Raw genomic sequence first — 23,227 nt, forward strand, 5'->3', positions numbered from 1 at the left:
TCCCCTGATGGGACGGCGGGCGCGCGATCTCAGCGTACGGCTGGGGCGGCCAGCCGTTCCGCCTCCTGGTGCAGCGCCTCGATGAGGACGAACTCCAGCCGGAGCTCCTCGTCCACGAGGCTGTCGAGGACGTCCATCCGGGCCTCCTTGTTTCCAAGACGTCCCGCGGTGCGCGGTGGTTCACCGGGCGCCCGCACGAATCCGGAACGGGACGCGGGCGGCTGCTCCGCCGCGAGAACGGCTACCCAGAAGAGGCGCGGTCTCACTCACATCCGTCACACAGATCGACTGCGGCATCAGGGGTGCCCGAGAAGAAGCGGAAAAGAGCCGGAAGGCAGGCGGGGAAACGGCCGGACATGGCCTATAGTGAGAGGTTCGAAAATATCTGAGAAACAGATCTGCTCGTAAGGAGTTTATCACAGGAATGAGTGATCGTCAACCGGACGCCGCTCGCGCCGAGGCCCTGCGGCGTGAACAGGAGTACGTCTCCATGCTGTACGAACGTCTCGACGTCGCCCGCGACCGGGCCGGCCGCGGGATGCGCGACGTTCTGGCCCGGGGCGCCTCGGGCACCAGGCAGGCGCTCGTGGAGCGGGAGGTGACGGCGGCCGAGCACGCCGACCGCCTCGCGCGGTTGTCGGCCGTCGAACGCGGCCTCTGCTTCGGCCGCGTCGACGACGGCGATGGCCGCACCCTCTACATCGGACGTGTCGGGCTCCGCGACGACGACCACACGTCCGTGCTGGTGGACTGGCGGGCACCGGCCGCACGCCCCTTCTACGTCGCCACCCCAGGCGACCCCGAGGGTCTCGTACGCCGCCGTCACCTCCACATCCGGGACCGCAGGGTCGTCGGGATCGACGACGAGGTCTTCGACCTCGACCGGATGGCCGACGCCGACCGCCGTACGCTCGTCGGCGAGGCGGCCCTGCTCGCGGCGTTGCGGCGGGGGCGCACCGGACGCATGGGCGAGGTCGTGGCGACGATCCAGCGGGAGCAGGACCGGGTGATCCGCTCGGGCCTGGCCGGGGCGCTGGTCGTGCAGGGCGGGCCGGGCACCGGCAAGACCGTCGCCGCGCTGCACCGCGCGGCGTACCTGCTCTACACGCACCGCGACACGCTGGAACGGCGCGGCATCCTCGTCGTCGCGCCCAACGCGACCTTCTCCCGGTACATCAGCCAGGTGCTCCCGGCGCTGGGCGAGACCCAGGTGGTGCTCACCAGCCTGGGCGGGCTCCACCCCGGCGTGCGGGCCGAGGCCGAGGACGCGCCCGCCGCCGCCGTCGTGAAGGGCGACCCGCGCATGGTCCGGGTGATAAAGGAGGCCGTACGGGACCGGGAGCGGGTGCCGGAGGGCGACCTGGAGGTGCGGATCCCCGTCCGCACCTCCCTGCGCGGCGGCGTGGAGGTGGTGGTCGAGGAGATGACGCTGCGGGTGGACCACGCCACCTGCCTGCGAGCCCGGGACCACGCCCGCGGCCTGCGGCGGCCGCACAACATCGCCCGCTGGGCCTTCGTCCGCCGGATCCTGCCGGCGCTGGCGCGCGACGAGGCCGAGCGGCTCGACCGGCCCTTGGAGGACGGCGACCTCCGGTACGCCGCCACGGCCCTGTGGGAGCACCGGCCGGTGCGTGACGCGCTCGACGCCCTGTGGCCGGAGATCAGCCCGGAGCGGCTCGTACGCGAGCTTCTGTCCGACGAGGAGCGGCTGCGCGCCGCCGCCGGGCCGCACCTGACGGAGGACGAGCGCGCGGTGCTGCTGCGGCCACGGGAGGCGCCCTGGACCATCGGCGACGTGCCGCTGCTCGACGAGGCCGCCGAACTGCTCGGCGAGCACGACCACGGGGCGGAGGCGAGACGGCGCCGCGCGGAGGAGGAGCGGCGCGAGGAGGAGCTGTACGCCAGGGAGGTCCTCACGATCACCGACGCCGCCTCGGTGCTGGACGCGGCCTCGCTGGCCGGCCGCAACCGGGACGACGGGCCGTACGTCACGACCGCGGACCGGGCCGCACGCGACCGCACCTGGGCGTACGGACACGTGATCGTGGACGAGGCGCAGGAGCTGTCGGCGATGGCGTGGCGGACGGTGATGCGGCGGGTCCCGGCCCGCTCCCTGACGGTCGTGGGCGACATCGCGCAGACCGGCGCGGCCGCCGGCGCCCGGTCCTGGGGCGAGATGCTCGACCCGTACGTGAAGGGGCGCTGGCGGGAGGAGCGCCTGGTGGTCAACTACCGCACCCCGGCGGAGATCATGGAGGTGGCCGCGGACGTGCTGCGGGCGGTGGAGCCCGGGCAGGCGCCGCCCGAGTCGGTCAGGCACGGCGGCGCCCGCCCCCGCGCCGTACCGGCCGCCGGGACAGATCTGCGGCGGCTGGTGGACGCGGAACTGCGTGAGATCGGGAAGGGGGGTGAGATCGGGGAGGGACGGGTGGGCGTCATCACGCCGGACGCCCGGCACGCCGAGATCGGCGCGCTGTTTCCCGAGGCCGTCGATCCGCTGGACAGCAGGGTGGCCGTCCTGACCGTGCGCGGCTCCAAAGGCCTGGAGTTCGACGCCGTGGTCGTGGTCGACCCCGAGGGCATCCTGCGTCAGTCCCCCAAGGGAGGCCAGGATCTGTACGTCGCGACCACGCGGGCGACGCGGCGGCTGACCGTGGTCCACGAGGACGCGCTGCCCGCCATGCTGCACCGCCTGGAACCCGCCGAGCAGCCTGAGAACGCCGCGCCGCTGGAGGACCCGGGCCGCCGGTGACGTAGCGGCGGCCGGGCGGAGCCCGCGGGGCTCCGGACACGCGAACGGCCGGCGTGGAGGACGCCGGCCGTATCAGCGCAGGTGTGCCGCGCACAGCGCGGCCACCGGTTTCAGGACATCTTCCCCGAGATCTCGTCGGCGGCCTTGTCGGCCTTCTCTCCGACCTCCTCGGCCTTGTCTCCCACCCACCTGCCGGCGTCGGCACCCGTGTGCCGCACACTGTCCCGCATCGTGTCGGCCCACTTCTGGGCGTTGTTGCGGTACATCGCCACTCCGGCCGCGCCGATCGCGACACCGCTGAGCAGCGCGACGACGGGCCAGCGCCGCCGGGTGCGCCGGGTGACGGTCGACACCTCGATCCGGCGGGCCAACTCGCTCAGGAACGCGCTGACGATCGGAGCGATCTGCTCCTCGACCGACTGCGCCGCCTGGTCGAGCTTCGGCGCCGCCCAGACTCTGGCGTCCTCGATCCGGTGCGTGGCGAGGTCTCTGGCGTTCTCCGCCATCGGACTCACCCGCCCGCCGGCCTTCATCGCCTGATCTCTCACCCTGCTCAGCCACGTCTGCGGGATGATCACTTCGGCACGGCGCTTTCTGTTCATTGTCAGGGACACGATCAACCTCCCCAATCGACAGGGGCCCCGGACCGTCCCCTTCCCGGATGGTCGGGGCTCAATCACGGGCGGTGCTTGAAGGCATGCTCGATACCCTGTGATCCGGACAACTAACACGAGCAACCTAAGGGGGCGGCCCTCGTGGCTGACAACCTCATCGCGAACCTGCGCACGAACCACGGCACGATCCGGGTCCGGCTCTTCCCCAACAAGGCGCCGAAGACGGTGCGCAACTTCGTCGAACTCGCGGAGGGCACCCGTGAGTGGACCCACCCCGAGACCGGCGAGAAGACGACCGCCAAGCTGTACGACGGCACCATCTTCCACCGGGTGATCAATGGCTTCATGATCCAGGGCGGCGACCCGCTCGGGCAGGGCGTCGGCGGCCCGGGATACAGCTTCGACGACGAGATCCACCCGGAGAACCAGTTCAACCGGCCCTACCTGCTCGCCATGGCGAACGCCGGCAAGCGGTTCGGCAAGGGCACCAACGGGTCCCAGTTCTTCATCACCGTCTCGCCGACGCCGCACCTCAACCAGGGCCACACGATCTTCGGCGAGGTGATCGAGGGCACCGAGGTCGTCGACGCGATCGCCAAGACCCCCACCGCCCGGGGCGACCGGCCCGTCAACGACGTGGTCCTCGAAGAGGTCACCATCGAGCGGTCCTGACGCTTCCGGCGATCACGGCGCACAGCGTCCGGCGATCACGGCGCCCCGGCCGCGCGAACGCGCGCGGCCGGGGCGTTTCCGGCTTATAGGCTGGCTGTCGTGGATGTGCCCGCACCGGGACCCGCCCCAGGAAGGATTCCATGACCTCCCAGCCTCCGCCGCCCCCGCAGCCGGGGGCGCACGCCGTACCCACCTGCTACCGGCACCCCGAGCGCGAGACCTACGTCCGCTGCCAGCGCTGTGCGCGCCCGATCTGCCCCGACTGCATGCGTGAGGCGGCGGTCGGCCACCAGTGCCCCGAATGCGTCCAGGAGGGCAACCGGGAGGTCCGGCAGGCCCGCACGACCTTCGGCGGCGCGGTCGTCGCCGCGCCCCGCGTCACCTGGGCGCTGCTCGCCCTCAACGTGCTCGCGTACGCGGCCGAGGTCGTGAACCAGAACGAGGTCATCCAGCGGTTCGCCATGTACTCGCTGGGCGTCCACCTGGGCGAGTGGTGGCGCCTGATCACCGGCGCCTTCCTGCACTCGCCGCCGCCGTCGTTCTGGCACATCCTGTTCAACATGTGGGCGCTGTACGTCATCGGGCCCGAACTGGAGCGCAGGCTCGGCTCGGCCCGGTTCGCGGCGCTCTACCTGCTGTCGGCGCTCGGCGGCTCGGTCGCCATCTACCTGTTCGGCACCGTGGCGGTCGGCGCGTCCGGAGCCATCTACGGCCTGTTCGGCGCGTTGTTCGTGGTCTCCCGCAAACTCGGGTACGACGCCCGGGGCGTCCTGTGGCTGATCGGGATCAACGTGGTGCTCACGTTCGTCGTGCCCGGCATCAGCTGGCAGGGGCACCTCGGCGGGCTGCTGACCGGCACCCTGGTCGCGGCGGGCTTCGCCTACGCGCCCCGCGGCAACCGCGTGCTCGTCCAGGTCGGCGTCGCGGCGGTCGTGCTGGTGGCGCTGGTCCTGCTCGTCACCGCGCTTCCGCCGTACGGATATCCTCCCGTGGGCATCCGCACCTGAGCGCGTCGCGCGTCTGACCTGGTCGGCCGGGCCTCGCCGTACGGGAGCGGGCCCGGCGGATCGACCGCGCGTCGCACTTTACCCACAGCCTGTGGACAAAGACTGTGGAAAAAATCTCAAACGGCTAACGCCACTTGGTGGACAGCACGACACCCACGATGATGAGCCCGAACCCGATCAGCAGGTTCCAGTTGGCCAGCGCGGAGATACCGGGAACGTTCGGCGCGATGTAGTAGACCGCGATCCAGACGATGCCGACGATCCAGCAGGCCACCATCAGAGGGGCGAGCCAGCGGGGGCTGACCTTCACCGTCTGCGTCTTCTGCGGCGGCGTGTAGACGGGCTTCTTGCGAATCTTCGACTTGGGCACGGGAGCGTCTCCTGGTGGGTACCCGCGCGGTCGTGCGGGCTGGTGTCAATAGCGTAGTCGCCATGGCGGCGAAGTCCCGAGCAAGGATAGTCGGCGCGGGCCCGCCGGGGCGATCCCCGTACGGCATTGCCTTAGGCTGAAAGTCCGATTTCTCCACACCCGAGAACGCCGAACGAGCCGATGACGCAGCCGGAGACAGAGCGGGAGACACAGCGGACGGCACCGCACGGCGCGCCGCCGAGGGTGCTGGTCGTGGACAACCACGACAGCTTCGTCCACACGATCGTGCAGTACCTGCGGGGTCTCGGCGCGGACTGCGACGTGCGGCCGCGCGACCGGGTCACGGTGGGCGACGCCGACGGATTCGACGGCGTGCTCGTCTCGCCCGGCCCCGGCACGCCCGAGGAGGCCGGCGTGTCCGTCCCCCTCGTACGGCACTGCGCCGGGCGCGGCCTGCCGCTGCTGGGGGTCTGCCTCGGGCACCAGGCCATCGCCGTCGCGTACGGCGCGGTGGTGAGTCGCGCCCCCGAGTTGATGCACGGCAGGACCAGCCCGATCCGGCACGACGGGCGGGGGGTCTTCGCGGAGATCCCCTCGCCGGTCACGATGACGCGTTACCACTCGCTCGCCGTGGTCCCGCGGACCGTGCCGGACGCGCTGGAGGTCACCGCCACCACCCCTGACGGCGTCATCATGGGCCTGCGTCACCGTGCTGCCCCCGTCGAGGGCGTCCAGTTCCATCCCGAGTCGGTCGTGTCCGAACACGGCCACCGGCTTCTCGGAAACTGGCTCGCGCGGATCGTGTAACGCTTTCCGCTCTTGTTACGAAGACCAAAGTGAGGGCTTCCGCCATTGCCCCCGAGTGGCGGAAGCCCTTCTCGCGTGTGCGGGCCGTTTCCGCCCTATCTCTCTCAGCCGCACCCGGTCTGCCCGCCGCGCCATGCCTGCCGCACTATGCCCGCCGCGTGCGGCGCCGTACGTGAACCGTTCATGAAAGCCGGACGGCGGCCACCGCCGTGCGGTGGCCGCCGTCCTCTCGCAGCGTTGTCGGTTCGGTCGGTGGCGCTGCTCAGCCGTTGCCGAAGGGGTCGTCGCCGCCGTCCCCGAGGTCGACGCCGCCGCCGTCGTCGGTCGGCTCGGCCGTCGGTAGGTCGTCGACCGGCGGCTGGGTCGGCTCCTCTGTCTGCTCCGGCCCACTGGAGACCGTCAGCGTGATCGTGGTGCCGGGGTTGAGCTTGGCCCCCGGCTGCGGCGACTGGTCGATCACGTTGCCCGGCGCCACCACGTCGCTCGGCCGCTCCGTCGTCTTGACCTTGAAGCCGGCGCCCTCGATCGCCTTCTTGGCGTCCGCCAGCGTGAGGCCGACGACGCTCGGCACCTCCGTCATCTCCTTGGGCACGTAGAGCTTGACGAGGGAGCCCTTGTCGACCTCCTCGCCCGCCTTCGGGTCGGTGTCGAACACCTTGCCCTGGGGCTGCCTGGAGGCCTTCGCCACGACGCTGGCCTTGAGACCCATCTCCACGAGCTTCGCCCGGGCCTCGTCCGGCGCCAGACCGGTCACGTCGGGGATGGAGATCTTCTCCTCGCCCTTCGACACGATGACGGTGACGGTGGAGCCGGGGTCGGCCTCCTCGCCCTCGGCGGGCTCGGTGCTGATGACGGAGCCCTTGGGCACGTCGGCGTTGAACTCCTCGGGCCCGAACTCGACCTTGAAGCCCTTCGCCTCCAGCGCCTGCTTGGCCGCGGCCTTCGTTTGGTTGGTCACCTGCGGGATGGCGACCTTGTCGGCCGTGGACGAGCCGCCGCCGCCGAGGAAGGCGTACCCGACCCCGATCATCGCGCCGATCACCAGGAGCGGGATCAGGATCCACGCGGCCGTCTTCAGCGCGGTGTTGCCGCCGCCCCCGCGTCGCCGCCCGTCGTAGCGGCCGCCGCGTTCCTCGGGGCCGTAGTCGTACTGGGGGATCGCGCGGGTGCCCTGGGTGGCGGCGCCGCCCGCCGTGGTCATCGTCCGGGTGCGGTCCGGCGCGCCGTACGAGTTGTACTGCTGGGTGGCCATCGCCATCGTCTGCGGGTCGACGGGCATGCCGGACATGGCCCGCTGGAGGTCGCCGCGCATCTCGGCGGCGCTCTGGTAGCGGTGGACCGGGTCCTTGGCCATGGCCTTCAGCACGATCGCGTCGGCCCACTGGGGGATCTCGGGGTCGATCCGCGACGGCGGGATCGGGTCCTCCCGCACGTGCTGGTAGGCGATGGCGACGGGGGAGTCGCCGGTGAAGGGCGGCTGGCCGGTGAGCAGCTCGTACAGCACGCAGCCGGTCGAGTAGATGTCGCTGCGGGCGTCGACGCGCTCGCCGCGGGCCTGCTCGGGGGAGAGGTACTGCGCGGTGCCGATCACCTGTGCGGTCTGGGTCATCGTGGCCGCGGAGTCGGCCATCGCCCGGGCGATGCCGAAGTCCATGACCTTGACCTCGCCGTTGACCGTCAACATGATGTTGGCCGGTTTGATGTCCCGGTGGACGATGCCGCCCCGGTGGCTGTAGTCGAGCGCCCGCAGGATGCCGTCGACGAGCTCCGCGGCCCGCTCGGGCATCAGCCGCCGGTCGGCGCGCAGCACGTCGCGCAGCGTCCGCCCGTCGACGAACTCCATGACGATGTACGGCACGGGCGTGTTGTCCATCATGTCCTCGCCGGTGTCGTACACGGCGATGATGGACGGGTGGTTGAGCGAGGCGGCCGACTGCGCCTCACGCCGGAAGCGCGCCTGGAACGTGTGGTCCCTTGCGAGGTCGGAGCGGAGCGTCTTGATGGCGACGACACGGTCCAGCCGGATGTCCCGGGCGCGGTAGACCTCGGCCATGCCGCCACGCCCCACGACGCCGTCGAGCTCGTAGCGTCCGCCGAGTAGTCGTGGCTGAGTCATTTCCTGCACAGTCCCTTGCCGTTCATCGTGGGGTGCCGCCGGTGTCCATCATCGACCTTTTTCCTCATCACTCCCCCTCAGCCGGAGGGTTCGTGTCGGGCGGGGGTTCCGTGGGGCGCGGAGTCTCGGTGGTTTCCTTGGCCGGGGTGGACGTCGGTTCCGAGGTCGAGGAAGAGGTCGGGGACGGGTCCGGTTCGGGCGTCCGGGTGGATGGTGCCGACCTGCTTACGGTAGCCGACGGAACGGCGGTCGGCTCAGCCGACGTCCTCCGGGCCGTGGGCCGGTGCGACGGCGGCGCCGCCGGTTTGGACTCCCGCGTCGGCGCCTCGGACGGCGTCGGCGAGGTGGACGACGAGGTCGTGGGCACGGTGGTCTCCCCCGTGTCCGGCGGCGCGTCACCGATCTGTCCGGCGGTGAACGCCAGCACCCCGATGCCGACCGCGGCGGCGCAGCCGGCCGCGGCGAGGATCAGGGCCGCCGGGCGCCGCCTGCGCCCGCTCGCCGCGGGCCCGCCCGCTCCGGCCGGCTGTCGGACGCCGGCTCCGGGGACGCCCGCGGCGGGCGCCCTGCCCGGGCTCGTGGGCCGCGCGGACACCGGGGTCGCGGGACCCGGCGACGGGTTGAGCGGCGAGTTCAGCGGCGTCGTCCGGCCGGGCGCGGGCGGGACCGGCACCGCTCCCAGGGGCCGAGTCCCGCCGGCGGCGTCTCCGGCGGTGCCGCCTCCGATGGTGTGGCCTCCGGCGACGGGGAACCCGCGGGGGTCGGTGAGCGAGCCGAGCACCGCCGTCGAGGCGGCCGTGCCCGCGAGGTTCCCGCGCAGCCCGCGCACCCGGTCGATCAGCGGCTGCCCGGTCTCCGGCCGCGCGGCGGGATCCTTGGCCAGCATGGACATCACCAGGGCCGCCACCGGAGCGGGCACGTTGCCGGGCAGCGGCGGGGGCGTGTCGTTGAGGTGCCGCAGCGCGAGCGCCACCGGGGTCTCCGCCGTGAACGGCGGACGGCCCGCCAGGCACTCGTACGCCACCACTCCGAGGGAGTAGATGTCGCTCGCGGGGGTGAGCGTGTCGCCGGACGCCTGCTCCGGGCTCACGTACTGGGCGGTGCCGAGCACGAGGCCGGTCGCGGTCAGCGGCGCGGCCTCCAGCGCGCGGGCGATGCCGAAGTCGGTGATCTTCACCTGGCCGGCCTCGGTGACGAGCAGGTTGCCGGGCTTGACGTCGCGGTGGATCACCCCGGCCCGGTGGGCCGCGTGCAGGCCCCGGGCCGTCTGCTCGACGACGTCGAGCGTGACCTCCGGCCCGAGCGCGCCGTTGCGGGCGAGGACCGCCGACAGCGGCTCGCCCTTCACCAGCTCCATCACCAGGTAGGCCACGTCGTCGGTCTCGCCGTAGTCGAAGACCTGCGCGATGCCGTGATCGGTCAGGGCGGCGGTGATCCGGGCCTCCGAGCGGAACCGGTCGCGGAAGGTCGAGTCGCCCGCCACGTGGCGGCCGAGCAGCTTGATCGCCACCTCCCGGCCCAGCAACTCGTCGTCTGCCCGCCAGACCTCGCCCATCCCGCCCGCGGCGATGGGGGAGGTCAGCCGGTACCGGCCGCCGAGCACCGTCTCGGTCACTGTCCGAGCACCGCCTGCATGACGTCGTGCGCGATCGGCGCGGCCACCGCGCCACCGGTGGCGTCGTTGCCCGCGCTGCCCGACTCCACGAAGACCGCCACGGCGACCTGCGGGTCGTCGACCGGGGCGAAGGAGATGAACCACGCGTGCGACGGCTTGCCCGGCGAGGTCTCCGCCGTGCCCGTCTTGCCCGCCACGGTCTTGCCGGGGAGCTTGGCCGCGCCGCCCGTGCCGTTCTCGACCACGCTGATCATCATCTTGGTCAGCTCTCCGGCGACCTCCGGGGTGACGGCCTCGCTCAGCGGCTCGGGGTCGGTTCCGTCGATCTCCGCGCCGTCGGGCCCGAAGACCTTGTTGACCAGGAACGGCTTCATCACCGTGCCCTGGTTGGCGATGCCGGCCGCGACCATCGCCATCTGCAGCGGGGTCATCTGGTTGCTCTGCTGGCCGATCGCGGTCTTGGCGAGCTCGGCCTTGCCCTCCTCCTTGCCGATGCTGCTGCCCGCGACCGACAGCGGGATCGCCAGCGGCTGGCCGACGCCGAACTTCTCGGCCTGCTCCTTGAGCTTGTCGTAGCCGAGCTCCATGCCCATCTTCGCGAACGGCGTGTTGCAGGAGATGGTGAGCGCCTCCACCAGCGTCGCCCGGCCGCCGCAGGACTCCCCGTGGTAGTTCGGCAGCGAGATGCTCGTGCCCGGCAGCGGCAGCGAGTCGGGCGCGTCGACCTGGGTGTTCTCGTCCCGGGAGGAGTCGTCGCTGAGGTAGGCCGCCGAGGTCACCGTCTTGAACGTGGACCCCGGGGCGTACGTCAGGTCGATCGCCCGGTTCAGCAGCGGCTTGTCGCCGTCCTTGTCGAGCTTGTTGTACGCCTTGTTGACCTTGTCCTTGCTGGCCGTGGCCAGCGGGTTCGGGTCGTACGACGGCACCGACACCATCGTCAGGATCTTGCCGGTCTTGGGCTCGATCGCCACGACCGCGCCGCGCTTGCCCGTGCTCGCCAGGTCCTTGTACGCGATCTCCTGGGCCTTGGTGTTCAGCGTGAGGTCGACGCTCGCGCCCTTGGCGGGCTTGCCGCTGACCATGTCGATGGCCCGGCGGACCACCAGGTCGGGGTGCGAGCCGTCGAGGTAGCGGTTCATCGCGCTCTCGATGCCCGAGGCGCTCTCCGGCGCGAACCAGCCGACCACGTGCGTGAACGGCTTGCCCAGCGGATACTCCCGCTCGAACCGGAACTTCGGGTCGCCGGTGTCGACGGTCTTGGCCAGGGTGGTCTTGGTGTTGTCGGCGGTGATCCAGCCCCGGTCGACCTTGTACCTGGAGTAGAGCATCCGGACGTTGCGAGAGTCGTTGCGCAGGCTCTCCGCCTGCACCGTGCCCAGATAGGTCACGTTGGCCATGAGCAGGCCGAACATGAGCAGGCAGGCCACGGCGACGCGCTTGAGCGTGCTGTTCATCGCTGCATCACCTGGGTCATTCCCTCGTCCTGGATCGCCTGTGGCGGCGGCCGGCGGGCCGCGTCGGACATGCGTACGAGCAGGGCGATGAGCATCCAGTTGGCCAGCAGGGCCGAGCCTCCCGCGGACATGAACGGCGTCACGAGACCGGTCAGCGGGATCAGCCGGGTCACTCCGCCGACGATGATGAACACCTGCCAGGCGAGGATGAACGACAGCCCGCCTCCGAGCAGCTTCGAGAACGGGTCGCGGGACGCCAGCGCCGTCCGCAGCCCCCGCTGGACGATCAGCGCGTACACCATGAGGATGGCCATCAGGCCGGTGAGGCCCAGCTCCTCGCCCACGGCGTCGAAGATGAAGTCGGAGAACGAGAACGGGGTCAGGCCCGGGTAGCCCTGGCCGAGCCCGGTGCCGAGGATGCCGCCCGAGCCGAGCGAGAACAGGCCCTGCATCAGCTGGTAGCTCGTGCCCGAGTCGTAGACCGCCGCGGAGTCGGCGTGCAGCCACCCCTCGAAGCGGGCCTGCACGTGGCTGAAGACCTGCCCGGCGAGGACGGCGCCGCCCACGAACAGCAGCAGGCCGATGAGCACCCAGGACGTGCGCTGGGTGGCGATGTAGAGCATCGCGATGAACGCGCCGAACAGCAGCAGCGAGGTGCCGAGGTCCTTCTCGGCGACGAGGACCGCGATGCTGACGCCCCAGGTGATCAGCACCGGGCCGAGGTCGCGGGCGCGCGGCAGGTCGATGAACAGGAGCCTGCGACCGGCCAGGGCCAGCACGTCGCGCTTGGCGACGAGATAGCCGGCGAAGAAGACGACCAGGGCCAGCTTGGCGAACTCGCCCGGCTGCAGGGAGAACGGACCGAGGTTCATCCAGATCCGGGCCCCGTAGTGCTCGGAGCCGACCACCGGCAGCACGGGCAGGATGAGCAGGACGATCCCGGCGAAGCCGGCGGTGTAGGTGAAGCGCTGCAAGGCGCGGTGGTCCCTCAACACGATCAGCGTCGCGGAGAACATCACCACACCGAGCGCCGTCCACATGAGCTGGTTGGAGGCCGAGGCGTCCTTGATGCCGCCCTCCTCCAGCCGGTAGATCATCACCAGGCCGATGCCGTTGACCAGCGTCACGAGGGGAAGCAGCAGAGGATCGGCCCACGGCGCGAACTTGGCCAGCACCAGGTAGGCCGCGAGCATCAGACCGCCGAGGCCGAGGCCGTAGCCGAGCATGCCGGACGGGACCTTGCCGTTGATCCCGAGCCCGACGCTGGCGTACGCGCCCATCACGATCAGTACGGCGAAGGCGAGCATGCCCAGCTGGGCGCCGCGCCGCTTCGCGGTCATCGGTACGGGCGTGGCTTCGACAGCAGTCACTTAGCGGACCTCGTGGGGGTCGGTGTCGCCCCGGTGTCCGTCGTGGACGTCGCCGAGGCGCCGAAGTTCTTGATCCTGGTTATCCCGGTCTGGAGGTCGTCGACCGGGATGCCGGTGCGGACCTGGTCCTGCTGGACCGCGGGCAGCGCCGAGACGCGGATGTCGTCGGTGTAGGCGACCTTCTTGAGGGACACCGGCCCGACCTCCGCGTCGACGCCCTGGAAGACGACGAGCCTGTCCCCGCTGGCGCCTATGTAGAACTGGCTCTGGGTCCACTCGTAGCCGAAGTAGCCGCCGAGCCCGAGCGCGACGGCGACGACCAGCACGCCGGCGGCGACCTTCGGGCCCGAGCGGCGCTTCCGGGCGCGACGCCCCGACGACTGAGGGTCCCGTACGGGCTCGTCGCCGAGGTCGTCGTCGGTGATCACCGGCTGCGGCGCGGTGACCGTGGCGGCCCGGCCCGCCGGCGTGTCGGGCGGCGCGGTGGAACGCCCCCGGCCGGAGCCGGCCGCGCCCACGACCGCCGCGGCCAGCGGCGGCGGCTGCACGTCGTCCACCTCGATCACGTCGGCGACCACGCAGGTGATGTTGTCCGGCCCGCCGCCCCGGTTGGCGAGGTCGATGAGCTGCCGGACGACGTCCTCGGGATCGTCGATCGTGGTCAGGGTGAGGTGCAGGGTCTCGGCGCTGACCACGGTGGACAGGCCGTCCGAGCACAGCAGGTACCGGTCGCCCACCTGGGCCTCCCGGTCCTGCAGGTCGGGATCGACCTCGCCGCTGCCGTCGAGCGCCCGCAGCAGGATCGAGCGCTGGGGATGGTTGGCGGCCTCCTCCTGGGTGATCCGCCCATCGTCCACCAGCGACTGCACCAGCGTGTGGTCGTGCGTGATCTGGTACAGCTCGCCGTTCCTGAGCAGATAGGCCCGGGAGTCGCCCACATGGACCAGGGCGAAGCGCGGGCCGCTCCAGAGCATCGCGGTGAGGGTGGTGCCCATGCCCTTGAGGCTCGGGTCCCGGGCCACCATCGCGTGCAACTGGTGGTTGGCGTCCCGGACCGCGGCCTCGATGGCGCCGAGCAGGTCACCGCCGGAGGCGTCCCGGTCGAGGGACGACATTGCGGCGATGGCGACCGAGCTGGCCACCTCGCCGTGAGCATGCCCGCCCATGCCGTCGGCGACGGCCAGCAGGCGGCCGCTGGCGTACGCCGAGTCCTCGTTGCCTTCACGGAGGAGCCCGACGTCCGAGCGAGCGGCGTAGCGGAGTGCGATGGTCATTTGCGCAATTCGATGACGGTCTTGCCGATGCGGATCGGAACTCCGAGGGGCACCGGGGTCGGGCGGGTCACTTTCGAACGTTCGAGGTACGTGCCGTTGGTGGATCCGAGATCTTCCACGATCCACTGGCCGTCCTGCGGAAAGAGCCGGGCGTGCCGACTCGAAGCGTAGTCGTCGCTGAGTACCAGCGTGGCGTCGTTCGCCCGGCCGATGGTGATTGGCGTCTCCGTGAGGTTGATGATGGTCCCTTGCAGGGGGCCACCGGTGACGATGAGCTGACGTGGTTCGCCCTTTTTGGGCTTGGACACCGGTCGTGGTTGCTTGGCCGGTTTCCGTGGGGGGGCGGGAGCCGTGCGCGAACCGAACAGGTCTGTCCGGATGACGCCGACCGCGGCGATCACGAAGAACCACAGCACCGCCAGGAAGGCGAGCCGGATCAGCAGCAGCGTTAGCTCGGACATGGACCGTTTGTTACCTCTAATCGCGCCGGAACACCAGTGTCGTGCGGCCGAGGGTCACCCTCGTCCCATCCTGCATCTCGACTCTGCGGACCGGCTGGCCGTTGACGAAGGTGCCGTTGGTCGACCCCAGGTCCACGAGCACGACCTGTGGCCCCTCTACCCGTAGCTCGGCATGATGCCGCGATACGCCGGGATCCACCAGTCGTAGATCACAATCGGTTCCGCGTCCCAGCAACGTCACCGGTGTGGTCAGCTCGTACGAACGCTGCCCCTGGGGGTCGTCCTGGGTCGAGACGAGCAGCCGGGGGCGGCCCTGGAACGCGCTGGGCCGGCTGGCGGGCAGGTCGCTCGGAGGCTGCCGGATCTCGTCCTGCTCGACCGTGGCGCCACGGATCACGCCCGACCGGATGCGGAACAGCCCGACCGCGAGGTCGTCGGCGGTCTCGAAGCGCACCCGCACCGGCCCGACGAACGAGTACCCCTGCTCCTTGGCGTACTCCCGGGCGAGCGTGGCGAGCTCGTGGCTGATGCTGTCGGCGTACACCTCCAGGCGCTCGCTGTCGGTCGTCGACAGCTCCACCACGAAGTCGTTCGGCACGAGCGTGCGACCCTGAGCGACGATCGCGGCGCGCTCGTCCATCTCCCTCTGCACGGCGCTGGCAACCTCGACCGGCTGGAGGTCGGACTTGAACGCCCGCGCGAAGGCCCCTTCAACCATCCCTTCGAGCCTGCGCTCGAAGCGCTGAAGGACTCCCACCGGATACCTCCCTTCCACTCGCGTCTATGGTCGCGACCGCTCCGGTGCTTCGCTGAGCTCCATCGCATCGTCGTTGATGAGGATCGTATCCGGGTTCGGTAGCACGGGCGGATACGTGCTAACCTTTCCAGGCACCCAGAGATGGGGGCCAACCGCAAGGGCAAGTGGCGGAATGGCAGACGCGCACGGTTCAGGTCCGTGTGTCCGAAAGGACGTGGGGGTTCAACTCCCCCCTTGCCCACGAGAAAGCAGCCTCGCACGGTCGGAAGCAAAGCTTCCTCCCGGCGGGGCTTTCTCTTTGTGCCACCCAGGGGGGCGACCCCCTGGAACCCCCGGCCGGACAAGCCGCGTCGCGTGGTCGGAAGCAAAGCTTCCTCCCGGCGGGGCTTTCTCTTTGCGCCGCCCAGGGGGGCGACCCCCTGGAACCCCCGGCCGGACAAGCCGCGTCGCGTGGTCGGAAGCAGAGCTTCCTCCCGGCGAGGCTTTCTCTTTGCGCCACACGAGCCCTGGCCCCACGTGGTCGGGAGTGAACACACGTCGGGCATCTCCTTCCGGCCCGTACGGCGTCGGGCCCCGGTCCACAGGTCGTGACGCGCCGGGGGCCCCGATGGCCGGGGCCCCTCGATCGCGCACTGCACATTCTCCGGAGACCGGCTTTCAAACCACTTTCCGCGCGCTTGCGAGTCCGGCGGGTCAGGCCACCAGCAGCTCGCCCAGCAGGGTAGTGAGATCGATCACACCGACGGGGGCGCCGCCCGCGTCGGTGACCAGCCCGAGCTGAGCGTGGGCTTCCTGCAGCAGGGTCACGGCGTCGGAGATCGTGGTGCCCTTCGCCATGCGGGGGACCGGGGTCGCCAGCTCACCGGCCCGGTGATCGGGCCGCACGACGGCGTCGCGGACGTGGCACACCCCGACCACGTCGTCGGGGGTGACCACCAGCATGCGCAGGCTCCCGACCCGCACCGCCGTCCGCCGTACGAGCTGGGCGTCGGCCCCGGCGGGCACCGACGGCGCCTCGCTCACGGGCACCATGAGGCGCTCCACCGGCTGGGAGTGGACCCGCAGCGCGCGGGTGAGCAGGTCGTGCTCGTCGCGGTCGAGCATGCCCATCCGGCCCGACTCGGCGACCAGCATGGCGAGCTGCCCGGGCGTCCGGGTGGTGGCGAGCTCGTCGCGCGCGTGCACGCCGAGCAGCCGCAGGATGCCGTTGGTCACCGCGTTCAGCGTGGCCAGGACCGGGCGGACGATCCAGGCGAAGCCGCGGAACGGCAGCGCCAGCCCCATCGCGGCGCGCTCGGGGTGGGTGAGCGCCAGCGATTTGGGCGCCATCTCGCCCACGACCATGTGCAGGAACGTCACCAGGGCGAGCGCCACGACGTACGCGACCGGCGTGCGCAGCGACTCCGGCAGCAGCGCGAGCACCGGCTCCAGCAGGTGCTCGATGGAGGGCTCCGCGACCATGCCGAGGCCCAGCGAGCTCAGGGTGATGCCGAGCTGCGCCCCGGCGAGCATGAGCGACAGCTCGCGCCCGCCGCGCACCGCCGCCCGAGCCGTGATCTTGGCCAGCCGGCCGCCGCCGGCGGCGATCTCCTCCAACCGGTGCCTGCGGGCGGACACCAGGGCGAACTCGGCCGCCACGAAGACGCCGTTGGCGGCGAGCAGGACGATGCCGAGCAGGACTCCGGTCAGCGAACTCATGCCGGCCTGCCCTGGAACAACGCCGAGAACAGCTCGGGGGCGTAGTAGGCGCCGCCGGAGGGCTCACGGGCCGCCACGCGGGCGTCCTCGGCCTCCCGCCGCTCCCCCGCCTCCGTCGACAGCCGGATCCACTCGGGAACCCGGCGGCGCACGCTCTGGACCGTGAGCACGGCGTGCCGCGTGTCCTCCTCCTCGTCCTCGAAGAGGTGCGGTTCGGGCACGAGGCGGGAGACGACCTCGTCGCCCGGCTCCGCCATGCGGCCGAGGGCGGCGAGGACGAGCCCGGCGACGGTCTCGTAGTCCTCGCTCTCGGGCAGCCGGACATGGGTGGCGCGTTCGACCTCGTCGAGGCGGAGCGTGCCCGGCACGTCCCAGACGTGGTCGCCGCGCCGCACGACGCCGAGGGGTTCGGGGTCGTTCTCGTCCACCAGTTCGCCGACCAGCTCCTCGGCGAGGTCCTCCATCGTGACCACGCCGGCGAGCCCGCCGTACTCGTCGATCACGCAGGCGAACGTCTCGCCGGCGGAGGTGATCCGGCGCAGCAGCTCGGGCAGCGGCAGCGTCGCGGGGACGAGGACCGGCGCGCGGGTGATGCCGCCGACGAGCCCGTCGGCCGGGGATCCGGCCTTCAGATACTCGGTCAGCCCGGTCACACCGACGACGTCGTCGGCGTCGGTGCCGAGGACGGGGTAGCGGGAGTGACCCTGGGTGCGCAGGGCGTCGAGAAGGTCGGACACCGGCCACTCGGCGCGCAGCGAGACCACGCGCGGGCGGGGGACCATCACGTCCTCGGCGGTGCGGTCACCGAACTCCAGCGCCCGCTCCAGCGTCTCGGCCAGCCGGGGCGGCAGCTCCCCGGAGGCGGCGGACTCCGACACGATGCGCGAGAGCTCCTCGGGGGTCGCGCCGTGTTCGAGCTCCTCCACCGGCTCGATGCCGAACAGGCGGACCAGTCTGGTCGCCGCCGTGTCGAACAGGCGGATGACGGGCCCGGCGACCGCGAGATAGATCTCGGTCGGCCGGCCGAGGGCCTTGGCGACCTCCTCAGGCCGGGCGATGCCGAGGTTCTTGGGGGCGAGCTCGCCGATGATCATCTGGACGACGGTGGCGATCACGACGCCGAGCGCCACGGCGACGCCGGGCACGGCCGCGCCGGGCAGCCCGGCGGCCTCCAGGGGGCCGCGCAGCACGCCCGACGTCGCGGGCTGGGCGATGAAGCCCACCAGCAGGGTGGTGACGGTGATCCCCAGCTGCGCGCCGGAGAGCATGAACGACAGCCGTCCGGTGACGTCGAGGGCACGGCGGGCGGCGTCGTCGCCGGCCGCCGCCTGTTCGCGCAGCGCGCCGCGGTCGGCGGCGACGAAGGCGAACTCCTGCGCGACGAAGAATCCGGTGGCGAGGGTCAGGACGAGAACGGCAAGAAGACCGAGGGCGGCGCTCATCGGGCGGCCGCCGTATGATCATGAGAGCCCGTGCCGAGGCACGGGCCGGTACTCCAGGGGTCCGGAACGGACACGTCGATCCTTTCGCGTGGTTCGTATACCACCGTAACGGCTGGAATCTCTCCTGTGTTTCCCGGCGGCGTTTACTGGCTGCTTAGAAGCCGCCTGAGTACCGTGAAGGAGGGGGCCCATCGGCAAAGAGTTCCGCCGGTGAGGTCAAAGCGGTGGTCAGGACGCTGAGGGGCTGGGGATTTCACGTGGCCGACGAGAACGAGGCGACCCGGGCGATCCGCCGCCCGGCGGAGCCCCAGGCTGCCCCGCTCGGGGCGCCCGGGTCCGGGAACCGGGCCGAGGGGCCGGGCGGAGCGTCCGGGAGGGGGTCCGGCAGGGACGACACGGTCCCCCGCGCCCGTTCCAAGGTGTACGGCAAGCCGCGCTCGGGCAGCGCGCCGGTCCGCCCGATCGGGGGGAGCGGGCGGACGCCCAGAGGCCCGGAGGACGCACCGCACAGGGACGGCGGCGGGTCCGGGGGCGGATTCGGTGGCGGGTCCGGTGGCGGGCGTGGCGGTGGGTCCGGCGGCAGGCGTGGCCCCCGGGTGACCGGCAGGGCCGTCGTCCGGATCGTCGTGGTGCTGCTGGTGCTCCTGCTGGTCGCCGCCGTCGCCGGGTATTTCCTGATCAGTGCCAGGCTCCACTCGGTCGAGGCGATGACCGACTACGACGGGCGGTCCGCCGAGACGCCGGGCGAGGACTGGCTGCTGGTCGGCTCCGACAGCCGGGCGGGCCTCACGGCCGCGCAGCGCAGGAAGCTGGCCACCGGCAAGGCGGTCGGCAAGCGCACCGACACGATGATGCTGCTCCACATCCCGGAGGACGGCCGGCCGACGCTGGTGAGCCTTCCCCGCGACTCGTACGTCCCCATCGAGGGGCACGGCAGCGGCAAGCTGAACGCGGCCTACGCCTTCGGCGGGCCGAAGCTGCTGACCAGGACGGTCGAGCGGGTGACCGGCATTCGGATCGACCACTACATGGAGATCGGCTTCGGCGGGTTCGTGGGCATCGTCGACGCGATCGGCGGGGTCAACATCTGCGTGAAGCAGGACATCAACGACCACAAGGCCGGGATCAACCTCAAGAAGGGCTGCCAGGACATGGACGGCGGCACCGCGCTCGGCTACGTGCGCACCAGGAAGACCGGCGCCATCCCCGACTTCGACCGCACCCAGCGGCAGCGGGAGTTCTTCTCCGCGGTGGTCCAGAAGGCGGCGAGCCCCGGCACGCTGCTCAACCCCTTCACCTCGGTGCCGCTGGCGCTGAACGCGGCCGACTCGGTCGCCGTCGACCCCGGCACCGGCCTGTTCGACCTGCTGTCGGTGGGCCTCGCCATGCGCGGCGGACCCGTCACGACGGCCGTCCCGATCGGCTCGCTGCCGACCATCGGCGGTCAGGCCGTCGTGAAGTGGGACACGCAGAAGGCGCTGCGCCTGTTCGAGGCGCTCGCCGCCGACAAGCAGGTCCCGAAGGACGTCATCACGAAGTGACGCCGCGGCCGCCGCGCCGTCCCCGGCGCCGTTCCCCGGCGCCGGTTCCGGCGGAGGCCCGAGCGCGGCGTCAGTTGATGGACGCGGTGGTCGCGGCGGTGGTCGCCGCGGTCGTGGCCGCCAGGACGGCCGCGTGCACGGACGCGATCGTCCTGCGTACGGCCTCGCCGGCCCACTCGCCCTGGGCGATCTCCTTGACGCGGCCCTTCGGCGCGTCCGGGAACGCCTCGCGGTCGAGCTTCGCCGCGTGGACGACCGCGATCAGCGCCGCGGTCCGCTCGTCGGGCCGGGCCCCGGCCAGCACGTTCCGGACGCGGTCCCGCACCGCCTGCTCATGGCTCGGATCGAGCTCCGGATAACGGGTGGTGGGGAAGATCCCGAGGATCTTGCCTTTCTGCTCGCTCAGCACGCCGCGTACGGCGAGCCGGGTCAGCAGCCGCTTGCGCAGCCCGCCCATGCGGAGCTTGCCCACCCACCAGTCCGCCTTGTGCCGCCGGGACTCACCGGAGATCCGGGCCAGCGCCTGGTCCAGCTCCTCGTCCCCCAGCGACGCGTTGTCCGTGACCACCAGCTTCTTGTCGTCGAAATCGACGCGCCCGGTCACGGCGAGTTCGGCGACCACGGCTCCCGCCAGGGCGGCGTCGAGCTCCACGGACCCGATGACCGGCTTCCCGGTGTCCTCCCGGTAAGCCAGCAGCAGCACTTCCTCGGCGATCGTCAGAGTCACGGCATCGAGCCTAACTCTTCCCTTACCGCGAAAATGAGTACTTATGGGGATATCAGCGGACCTGCACGCCATCGGACGGCCGATGCTCGACGCCCAGCTCGCCCACCCGACCGTACGCGGCATCGCGGCGGGAGACCTGCCCGAGCCGGTCTTCCGGTCGTGGCTGGAACAGGACTACCTGTTCCTGTTCGACTACGTCAGGGTGTTCTCCCGGCTGGCCTGGCAGGCGCCGGACGGCCACCTCGGCGACCTGGTCGACCTGGCCCACGCGACATGGCACGAGGAACTCGACCTGCACCGGTCGCTGGCCGCGGGCTTCGGCGCCGACCTGGACGGCGCGGTGAAGGGCCCGGCCTGCGCGGCGTACACGTCGTTCCTGCTGGAGGCGGCGGCCGGCTACGGCGAGGGGCTGGCGGCGCTCTACCCCTGCATGTGGGGCTACTCGACGCTCGGGCGGCTCCTCGCCGAGGACCCGCCCGCCGAGCCGCGTTACCGGGCGTGGGTGGACACCTACGCCGACCCCGGCTTCGCCGCGCTCGCCGCCCGGATCGGCGAGATGATCGACGAGGCGGCCCCGGACCCGGCGCGCGCCCGGGAACTGTTCGTACGCGGCATGGAGCACGAGCTCGCGTTCTGGGACGTGCCCTGACGGCTGCGATTAGTGTGGGGACATGCCGGAGCTGCCCGAGGTCGAGGCGCTCGCCGGGTTCCTCCGCGAGCACGCCGTCGGCCACGCGATCACCGGGGTCGACGTGACCGCCTTCCAGGCGCTCAAGACCGTCGACCCGCCCGTCACCTCGCTCGGCGGACTGCCGATCACCGCCGTGGCCAGGCACGGCAAGTTCCTGGACCTCGGCTGTGACGGCCTGCACCTCGTCACCCACCTCGCCCGCGGCGGCTGGCTGCGCTGGCGCGACGACCTCACGGGCGCGAGACCGGTGCGGCCGGGGAAGGGCCCGCTCGCGGTCCGGGTACGGCTGTCGCCCGGCGAGGACGGCCGCGCCCCCGGGTTCGAGCTGACCGAGGCGGGCACGCAGAAGCGCCTCGCCGTCTACGTGGTGCGGGACCCCCGCGACGTCCCCGGGGTGGCCGGGCTCGGGCCCGACCCGCTCGCCGAGGAGTTCACGCCCGACCTGCTCAAGACGATCGTCGGTGGGAGCCGGGCCCAGATCAAGGGGTTGCTGCGCGACCAGAAGGTGATCGCGGGCATCGGCAACGCGTACTCCGACGAGGTGCTGCACGTCGCGCGGATGTCCCCGTTCAAGGTCGCCGGGACGCTGACCGACGGCCAGATCGCCGACCTGCACGACGCGATCGTGAGCACGCTGCGGGACGCGGTCGAGCGGGCCCGCGGCCTGGCGGCCAAGGATCTCAAGTCGGAGAAGAAGTCGGGCCTGCGCGTGCACGGCCGCACGGGCGAGCCCTGCGAGGTGTGCGGCGACACGATCAGGGAGGTGGCGTTCGCCGACTCGTCGCTGCAGTACTGCCCGACCTGCCAGACGGGCGGCAAGCCGCTGGCCGACCGGCGGCTGTCGCGCCTGCTGAAGTAGGCCCGCGAGGAGGGCCGGCCCCGGTGGAGCCGCTCCACCAGGGCCGGTGTCAGGCCCGGAGGAACTCGGCGATCGGCTCGGCCTGGCCGAAGACGGCGTGACCGACCTGGGGGAGCAGGCGGACGGTCGCGTGCGGGACGGACTTACGGACCCGTCGCGCCGTCTGGCGGGAGTCGATCATCGCGTCGCGGTCTCCCGCGATGACGAGGACCGGCATGGCGAGGCCGCGCAACGCGTCGTCGGAGAACACCGGAAGCCTCTCCCTGCGCGGGTTGAAGTGCGTGAACGTCAGGACGACGGCGTCGAGTGCCTGCCGGTCCCGCTCCCCGTCCAGGCCCGCGACGGCCATCGCCGACTCACGCACCCCGCCACCCCCGAACGGGCGGGTCAGCAGGGCCTTGAGGATCCAGCCGACCTTCTGCCGTCCCACGCCGCCGGGGCAGATCAGGGCCAGGCGGGTCACCCGTTCCGGGCGGCGGACGGCGTAGTCCAGGGCCATCCAGCCGCCGAGGGAGGTGGCGACGAACGCGGCGCCGGCGATCCCGAGCCCGTCCAGCACGTCGTCGAGCCAGAGCGCCACGGCGTCGGAGTCCAGGGCAGGGCGCGAGGGCGCGCTCAGGCCCGGTTCGCCGACGAGGTCCACGGCGTACGTGCGGAAGTGGCGGGACCAGGTGGAGACGTCGCCCCGCCACATGGACGCGTTGGCGCCCGAGCCGTGCAGCAGCACGAGAGGCGGCGCGTCGCGGGGGCCGGAGACGAGGACGAACGTCTCGCCCTCGCGAGTCGGCACCCGTACGTGCTCGGCCGGAACCGGCCAGGCGTCCAGCACCCGCCGGTAGTGGTCGAGGATCTCGTGTCGGCCGGCTTCGGATTTGTAGACCATCACTCCTCAAACATACGCCATAAAGGGATGTATAGGGAAGTTTGGGGAGTCTTGTGGTCCTCGTGCGGGCCTTGGGTGGACCACCGTGGGTCACAGCTCCCGGCGCGGGCCCGGGCA

At 71.5% G+C, this 23,227-nt stretch carries 20 protein-coding genes and 1 tRNA gene; 8 read left to right on the plus strand and 13 right to left on the minus strand.

Features of this window, described 5'->3' with window-relative positions; genetic code table 11:
- Positions 1–424 precede the first annotated feature (424 nt).
- Complete coding sequence (locus tag HHX40_RS20355) at positions 425–2,752, plus strand: HelD family protein (protein ID WP_182881870.1); 2,328 nt, start codon at positions 425–427, stop codon at positions 2,750–2,752.
- 110 nt (positions 2,753–2,862) lie between these two features.
- Here the strand turns inward: HHX40_RS20355 and HHX40_RS20360 are convergent, their stop codons facing one another.
- Positions 2,863–3,354, minus strand: coding sequence for a hypothetical protein (locus HHX40_RS20360; protein ID WP_182881871.1), 492 nt, complete (start codon positions 3,352–3,354; stop codon positions 2,863–2,865).
- Between the two features lie 153 nt (positions 3,355–3,507).
- Here HHX40_RS20360 and HHX40_RS20365 point away from each other — a divergent pair, with 153 nt between their 5' ends.
- Positions 3,508–4,038: a peptidylprolyl isomerase gene (locus tag HHX40_RS20365; RefSeq protein WP_111697509.1), complete on the plus strand. Its 531-nt coding sequence runs from the start codon at positions 3,508–3,510 to the stop codon at positions 4,036–4,038.
- Between the two features lie 140 nt (positions 4,039–4,178).
- Positions 4,179–5,045 carry a rhomboid family intramembrane serine protease gene (locus tag HHX40_RS20370; protein WP_182873098.1) on the plus strand — a complete coding sequence of 289 codons (867 nt, stop codon included), beginning with the start codon at positions 4,179–4,181 and terminating at the stop codon, positions 5,043–5,045.
- A gap of 124 nt (positions 5,046–5,169) precedes the next feature.
- On the opposite strand, the gene HHX40_RS20375 is transcribed toward HHX40_RS20370, so the two are convergent.
- Entirely contained in the window at positions 5,170–5,415 is a 246-nt protein-coding gene (locus HHX40_RS20375; protein ID WP_111697511.1) for a cell division protein CrgA, read from the minus strand.
- A gap of 180 nt (positions 5,416–5,595) precedes the next feature.
- On the opposite strand from HHX40_RS20375, the gene HHX40_RS20380 reads away from it, so the two are divergent.
- A complete protein-coding gene (locus tag HHX40_RS20380) occupies positions 5,596–6,222 on the plus strand; it encodes an anthranilate synthase component II (RefSeq protein WP_182881872.1) in 627 nt (208 codons plus the stop codon).
- Positions 6,223–6,484: 262 nt separating this feature from the next.
- On the opposite strand, the gene pknB is transcribed toward HHX40_RS20380, so the two are convergent.
- The 7 genes from pknB to HHX40_RS20415 form a co-directional block, all read right to left on the minus strand.
- Positions 6,485–8,338, minus strand: coding sequence for a Stk1 family PASTA domain-containing Ser/Thr kinase (pknB, locus tag HHX40_RS20385; protein ID WP_182881873.1), 1,854 nt, complete (start codon positions 8,336–8,338; stop codon positions 6,485–6,487).
- A gap of 67 nt (positions 8,339–8,405) precedes the next feature.
- The gene (locus HHX40_RS20390) at positions 8,406–9,953 is read right to left on the minus strand and encodes a serine/threonine-protein kinase (RefSeq protein ID WP_310738204.1); all 1,548 of its coding nucleotides are present in this window, start codon (positions 9,951–9,953) and stop codon (positions 8,406–8,408) included.
- Positions 9,950–11,407, minus strand: a complete 1,458-nt coding sequence (locus HHX40_RS20395) for a peptidoglycan D,D-transpeptidase FtsI family protein (RefSeq protein WP_182881874.1) — start codon at positions 11,405–11,407, stop codon at positions 9,950–9,952. Before HHX40_RS20395 ends, HHX40_RS20390 begins: the two co-directional genes overlap by 4 nt.
- Positions 11,404–12,747, minus strand: coding sequence for an FtsW/RodA/SpoVE family cell cycle protein (locus tag HHX40_RS20400; RefSeq protein ID WP_182882026.1), 1,344 nt, complete (start codon positions 12,745–12,747; stop codon positions 11,404–11,406). Before HHX40_RS20400 ends, HHX40_RS20395 begins: the two co-directional genes overlap by 4 nt.
- A 26-nt stretch (positions 12,748–12,773) precedes the next feature.
- Positions 12,774–14,051 (minus strand): Stp1/IreP family PP2C-type Ser/Thr phosphatase, encoded by a 1,278-nt coding sequence (locus tag HHX40_RS20405; protein ID WP_182881875.1) that lies wholly within the window; start codon positions 14,049–14,051, stop codon positions 12,774–12,776.
- Positions 14,048–14,512, minus strand: coding sequence for an FHA domain-containing protein FhaB (locus HHX40_RS20410; RefSeq protein WP_150933738.1), 465 nt, complete (start codon positions 14,510–14,512; stop codon positions 14,048–14,050). The genes HHX40_RS20405 and HHX40_RS20410 overlap by 4 nt, the downstream gene beginning before the upstream one ends.
- Positions 14,513–14,528: 16 nt before the next feature.
- Positions 14,529–15,269 (minus strand): FhaA domain-containing protein, encoded by a 741-nt coding sequence (locus HHX40_RS20415; RefSeq protein ID WP_117409875.1) that lies wholly within the window; start codon positions 15,267–15,269, stop codon positions 14,529–14,531.
- Positions 15,270–15,427: 158 nt separating this feature from the next.
- On the opposite strand from HHX40_RS20415, the gene HHX40_RS20420 reads away from it, so the two are divergent.
- Positions 15,428–15,510, plus strand: a tRNA-Leu gene (locus tag HHX40_RS20420).
- A 452-nt stretch (positions 15,511–15,962) separates the two neighbouring features.
- Here the strand turns inward: HHX40_RS20420 and HHX40_RS20425 are convergent.
- Positions 15,963–16,967: a hemolysin family protein gene (locus HHX40_RS20425; RefSeq protein ID WP_182881876.1), complete on the minus strand. Its 1,005-nt coding sequence runs from the start codon at positions 16,965–16,967 to the stop codon at positions 15,963–15,965.
- Entirely contained in the window at positions 16,964–18,409 is a 1,446-nt protein-coding gene (locus HHX40_RS20430) for a hemolysin family protein (protein ID WP_182881877.1), read from the minus strand. Before HHX40_RS20430 ends, HHX40_RS20425 begins: the two co-directional genes overlap by 4 nt.
- A 257-nt stretch (positions 18,410–18,666) precedes the next feature.
- On the opposite strand from HHX40_RS20430, the gene HHX40_RS37775 reads away from it, so the two are divergent.
- A complete protein-coding gene (locus tag HHX40_RS37775) occupies positions 18,667–19,950 on the plus strand; it encodes an LCP family protein (RefSeq protein WP_310738205.1) in 1,284 nt (427 codons plus the stop codon).
- A 70-nt stretch (positions 19,951–20,020) separates the two neighbouring features.
- Here HHX40_RS37775 and HHX40_RS20440 read toward each other — a convergent pair whose 3' ends face one another.
- Positions 20,021–20,677, minus strand: coding sequence for a GOLPH3/VPS74 family protein (locus tag HHX40_RS20440; protein ID WP_182873092.1), 657 nt, complete (start codon positions 20,675–20,677; stop codon positions 20,021–20,023).
- A 43-nt stretch (positions 20,678–20,720) separates the two neighbouring features.
- On the opposite strand from HHX40_RS20440, the gene HHX40_RS20445 reads away from it, so the two are divergent.
- Together HHX40_RS20445 and HHX40_RS20450 are read left to right on the plus strand one after the other, a co-directional pair.
- A complete protein-coding gene (locus tag HHX40_RS20445) occupies positions 20,721–21,326 on the plus strand; it encodes a TenA family protein (protein ID WP_182881878.1) in 606 nt (201 codons plus the stop codon).
- A gap of 22 nt (positions 21,327–21,348) precedes the next feature.
- Positions 21,349–22,227, plus strand: coding sequence for an Fpg/Nei family DNA glycosylase (locus HHX40_RS20450; RefSeq protein ID WP_182881879.1), 879 nt, complete (start codon positions 21,349–21,351; stop codon positions 22,225–22,227).
- A 49-nt stretch (positions 22,228–22,276) separates the two neighbouring features.
- Here the strand turns inward: HHX40_RS20450 and HHX40_RS20455 are convergent, their stop codons facing one another.
- Positions 22,277–23,110, minus strand: a complete 834-nt coding sequence (locus HHX40_RS20455) for an alpha/beta fold hydrolase (protein WP_182881880.1) — start codon at positions 23,108–23,110, stop codon at positions 22,277–22,279.
- Positions 23,111–23,227: the final 117 nt, after the last annotated feature.

Source organism: Microbispora sp. H10949, from assembly GCF_014161435.1.
Classification (GTDB): Bacteria; Actinomycetota; Actinomycetes; order Streptosporangiales; family Streptosporangiaceae; genus Microbispora; species Microbispora triticiradicis.

Bases quoted from the DNA above. Each gene is read 5' to 3' on its own strand.
- HHX40_RS20455 (WP_182881880.1), bottom strand. From the start codon at position 23,110: ATGGTCTACAAATCCGAAGCCGGCCGACACGAGATCCTCGACCACTAC.
- HHX40_RS20410 (WP_150933738.1), bottom strand. From the start codon at position 14,512: ATGTCCGAGCTAACGCTGCTGCTGATCCGGCTCGCCTTCCTGGCGGTG.
- pknB (WP_182881873.1), bottom strand. From the start codon at position 8,338: ATGACTCAGCCACGACTACTCGGCGGACGCTACGAGCTCGACGGCGTC.
- HHX40_RS20400 (WP_182882026.1), bottom strand. From the start codon at position 12,747: ATGACCGCGAAGCGGCGCGGCGCCCAGCTGGGCATGCTCGCCTTCGCC.
- HHX40_RS20380 (WP_182881872.1), top strand. From the start codon at position 5,596: ATGACGCAGCCGGAGACAGAGCGGGAGACACAGCGGACGGCACCGCAC.
- HHX40_RS20445 (WP_182881878.1), top strand. From the start codon at position 20,721: ATGGGGATATCAGCGGACCTGCACGCCATCGGACGGCCGATGCTCGAC.
- HHX40_RS20355 (WP_182881870.1), top strand. From the start codon at position 425: ATGAGTGATCGTCAACCGGACGCCGCTCGCGCCGAGGCCCTGCGGCGT.
- HHX40_RS20405 (WP_182881875.1), bottom strand. From the start codon at position 14,051: ATGACCATCGCACTCCGCTACGCCGCTCGCTCGGACGTCGGGCTCCTC.
- HHX40_RS20450 (WP_182881879.1), top strand. From the start codon at position 21,349: ATGCCGGAGCTGCCCGAGGTCGAGGCGCTCGCCGGGTTCCTCCGCGAG.
- HHX40_RS20430 (WP_182881877.1), bottom strand. From the start codon at position 18,409: ATGAGCGCCGCCCTCGGTCTTCTTGCCGTTCTCGTCCTGACCCTCGCC.
- HHX40_RS20370 (WP_182873098.1), top strand. From the start codon at position 4,179: ATGACCTCCCAGCCTCCGCCGCCCCCGCAGCCGGGGGCGCACGCCGTA.
- HHX40_RS20425 (WP_182881876.1), bottom strand. From the start codon at position 16,967: ATGAGTTCGCTGACCGGAGTCCTGCTCGGCATCGTCCTGCTCGCCGCC.
- HHX40_RS20360 (WP_182881871.1), bottom strand. From the start codon at position 3,354: ATGAACAGAAAGCGCCGTGCCGAAGTGATCATCCCGCAGACGTGGCTG.
- HHX40_RS20395 (WP_182881874.1), bottom strand. From the start codon at position 11,407: ATGAACAGCACGCTCAAGCGCGTCGCCGTGGCCTGCCTGCTCATGTTC.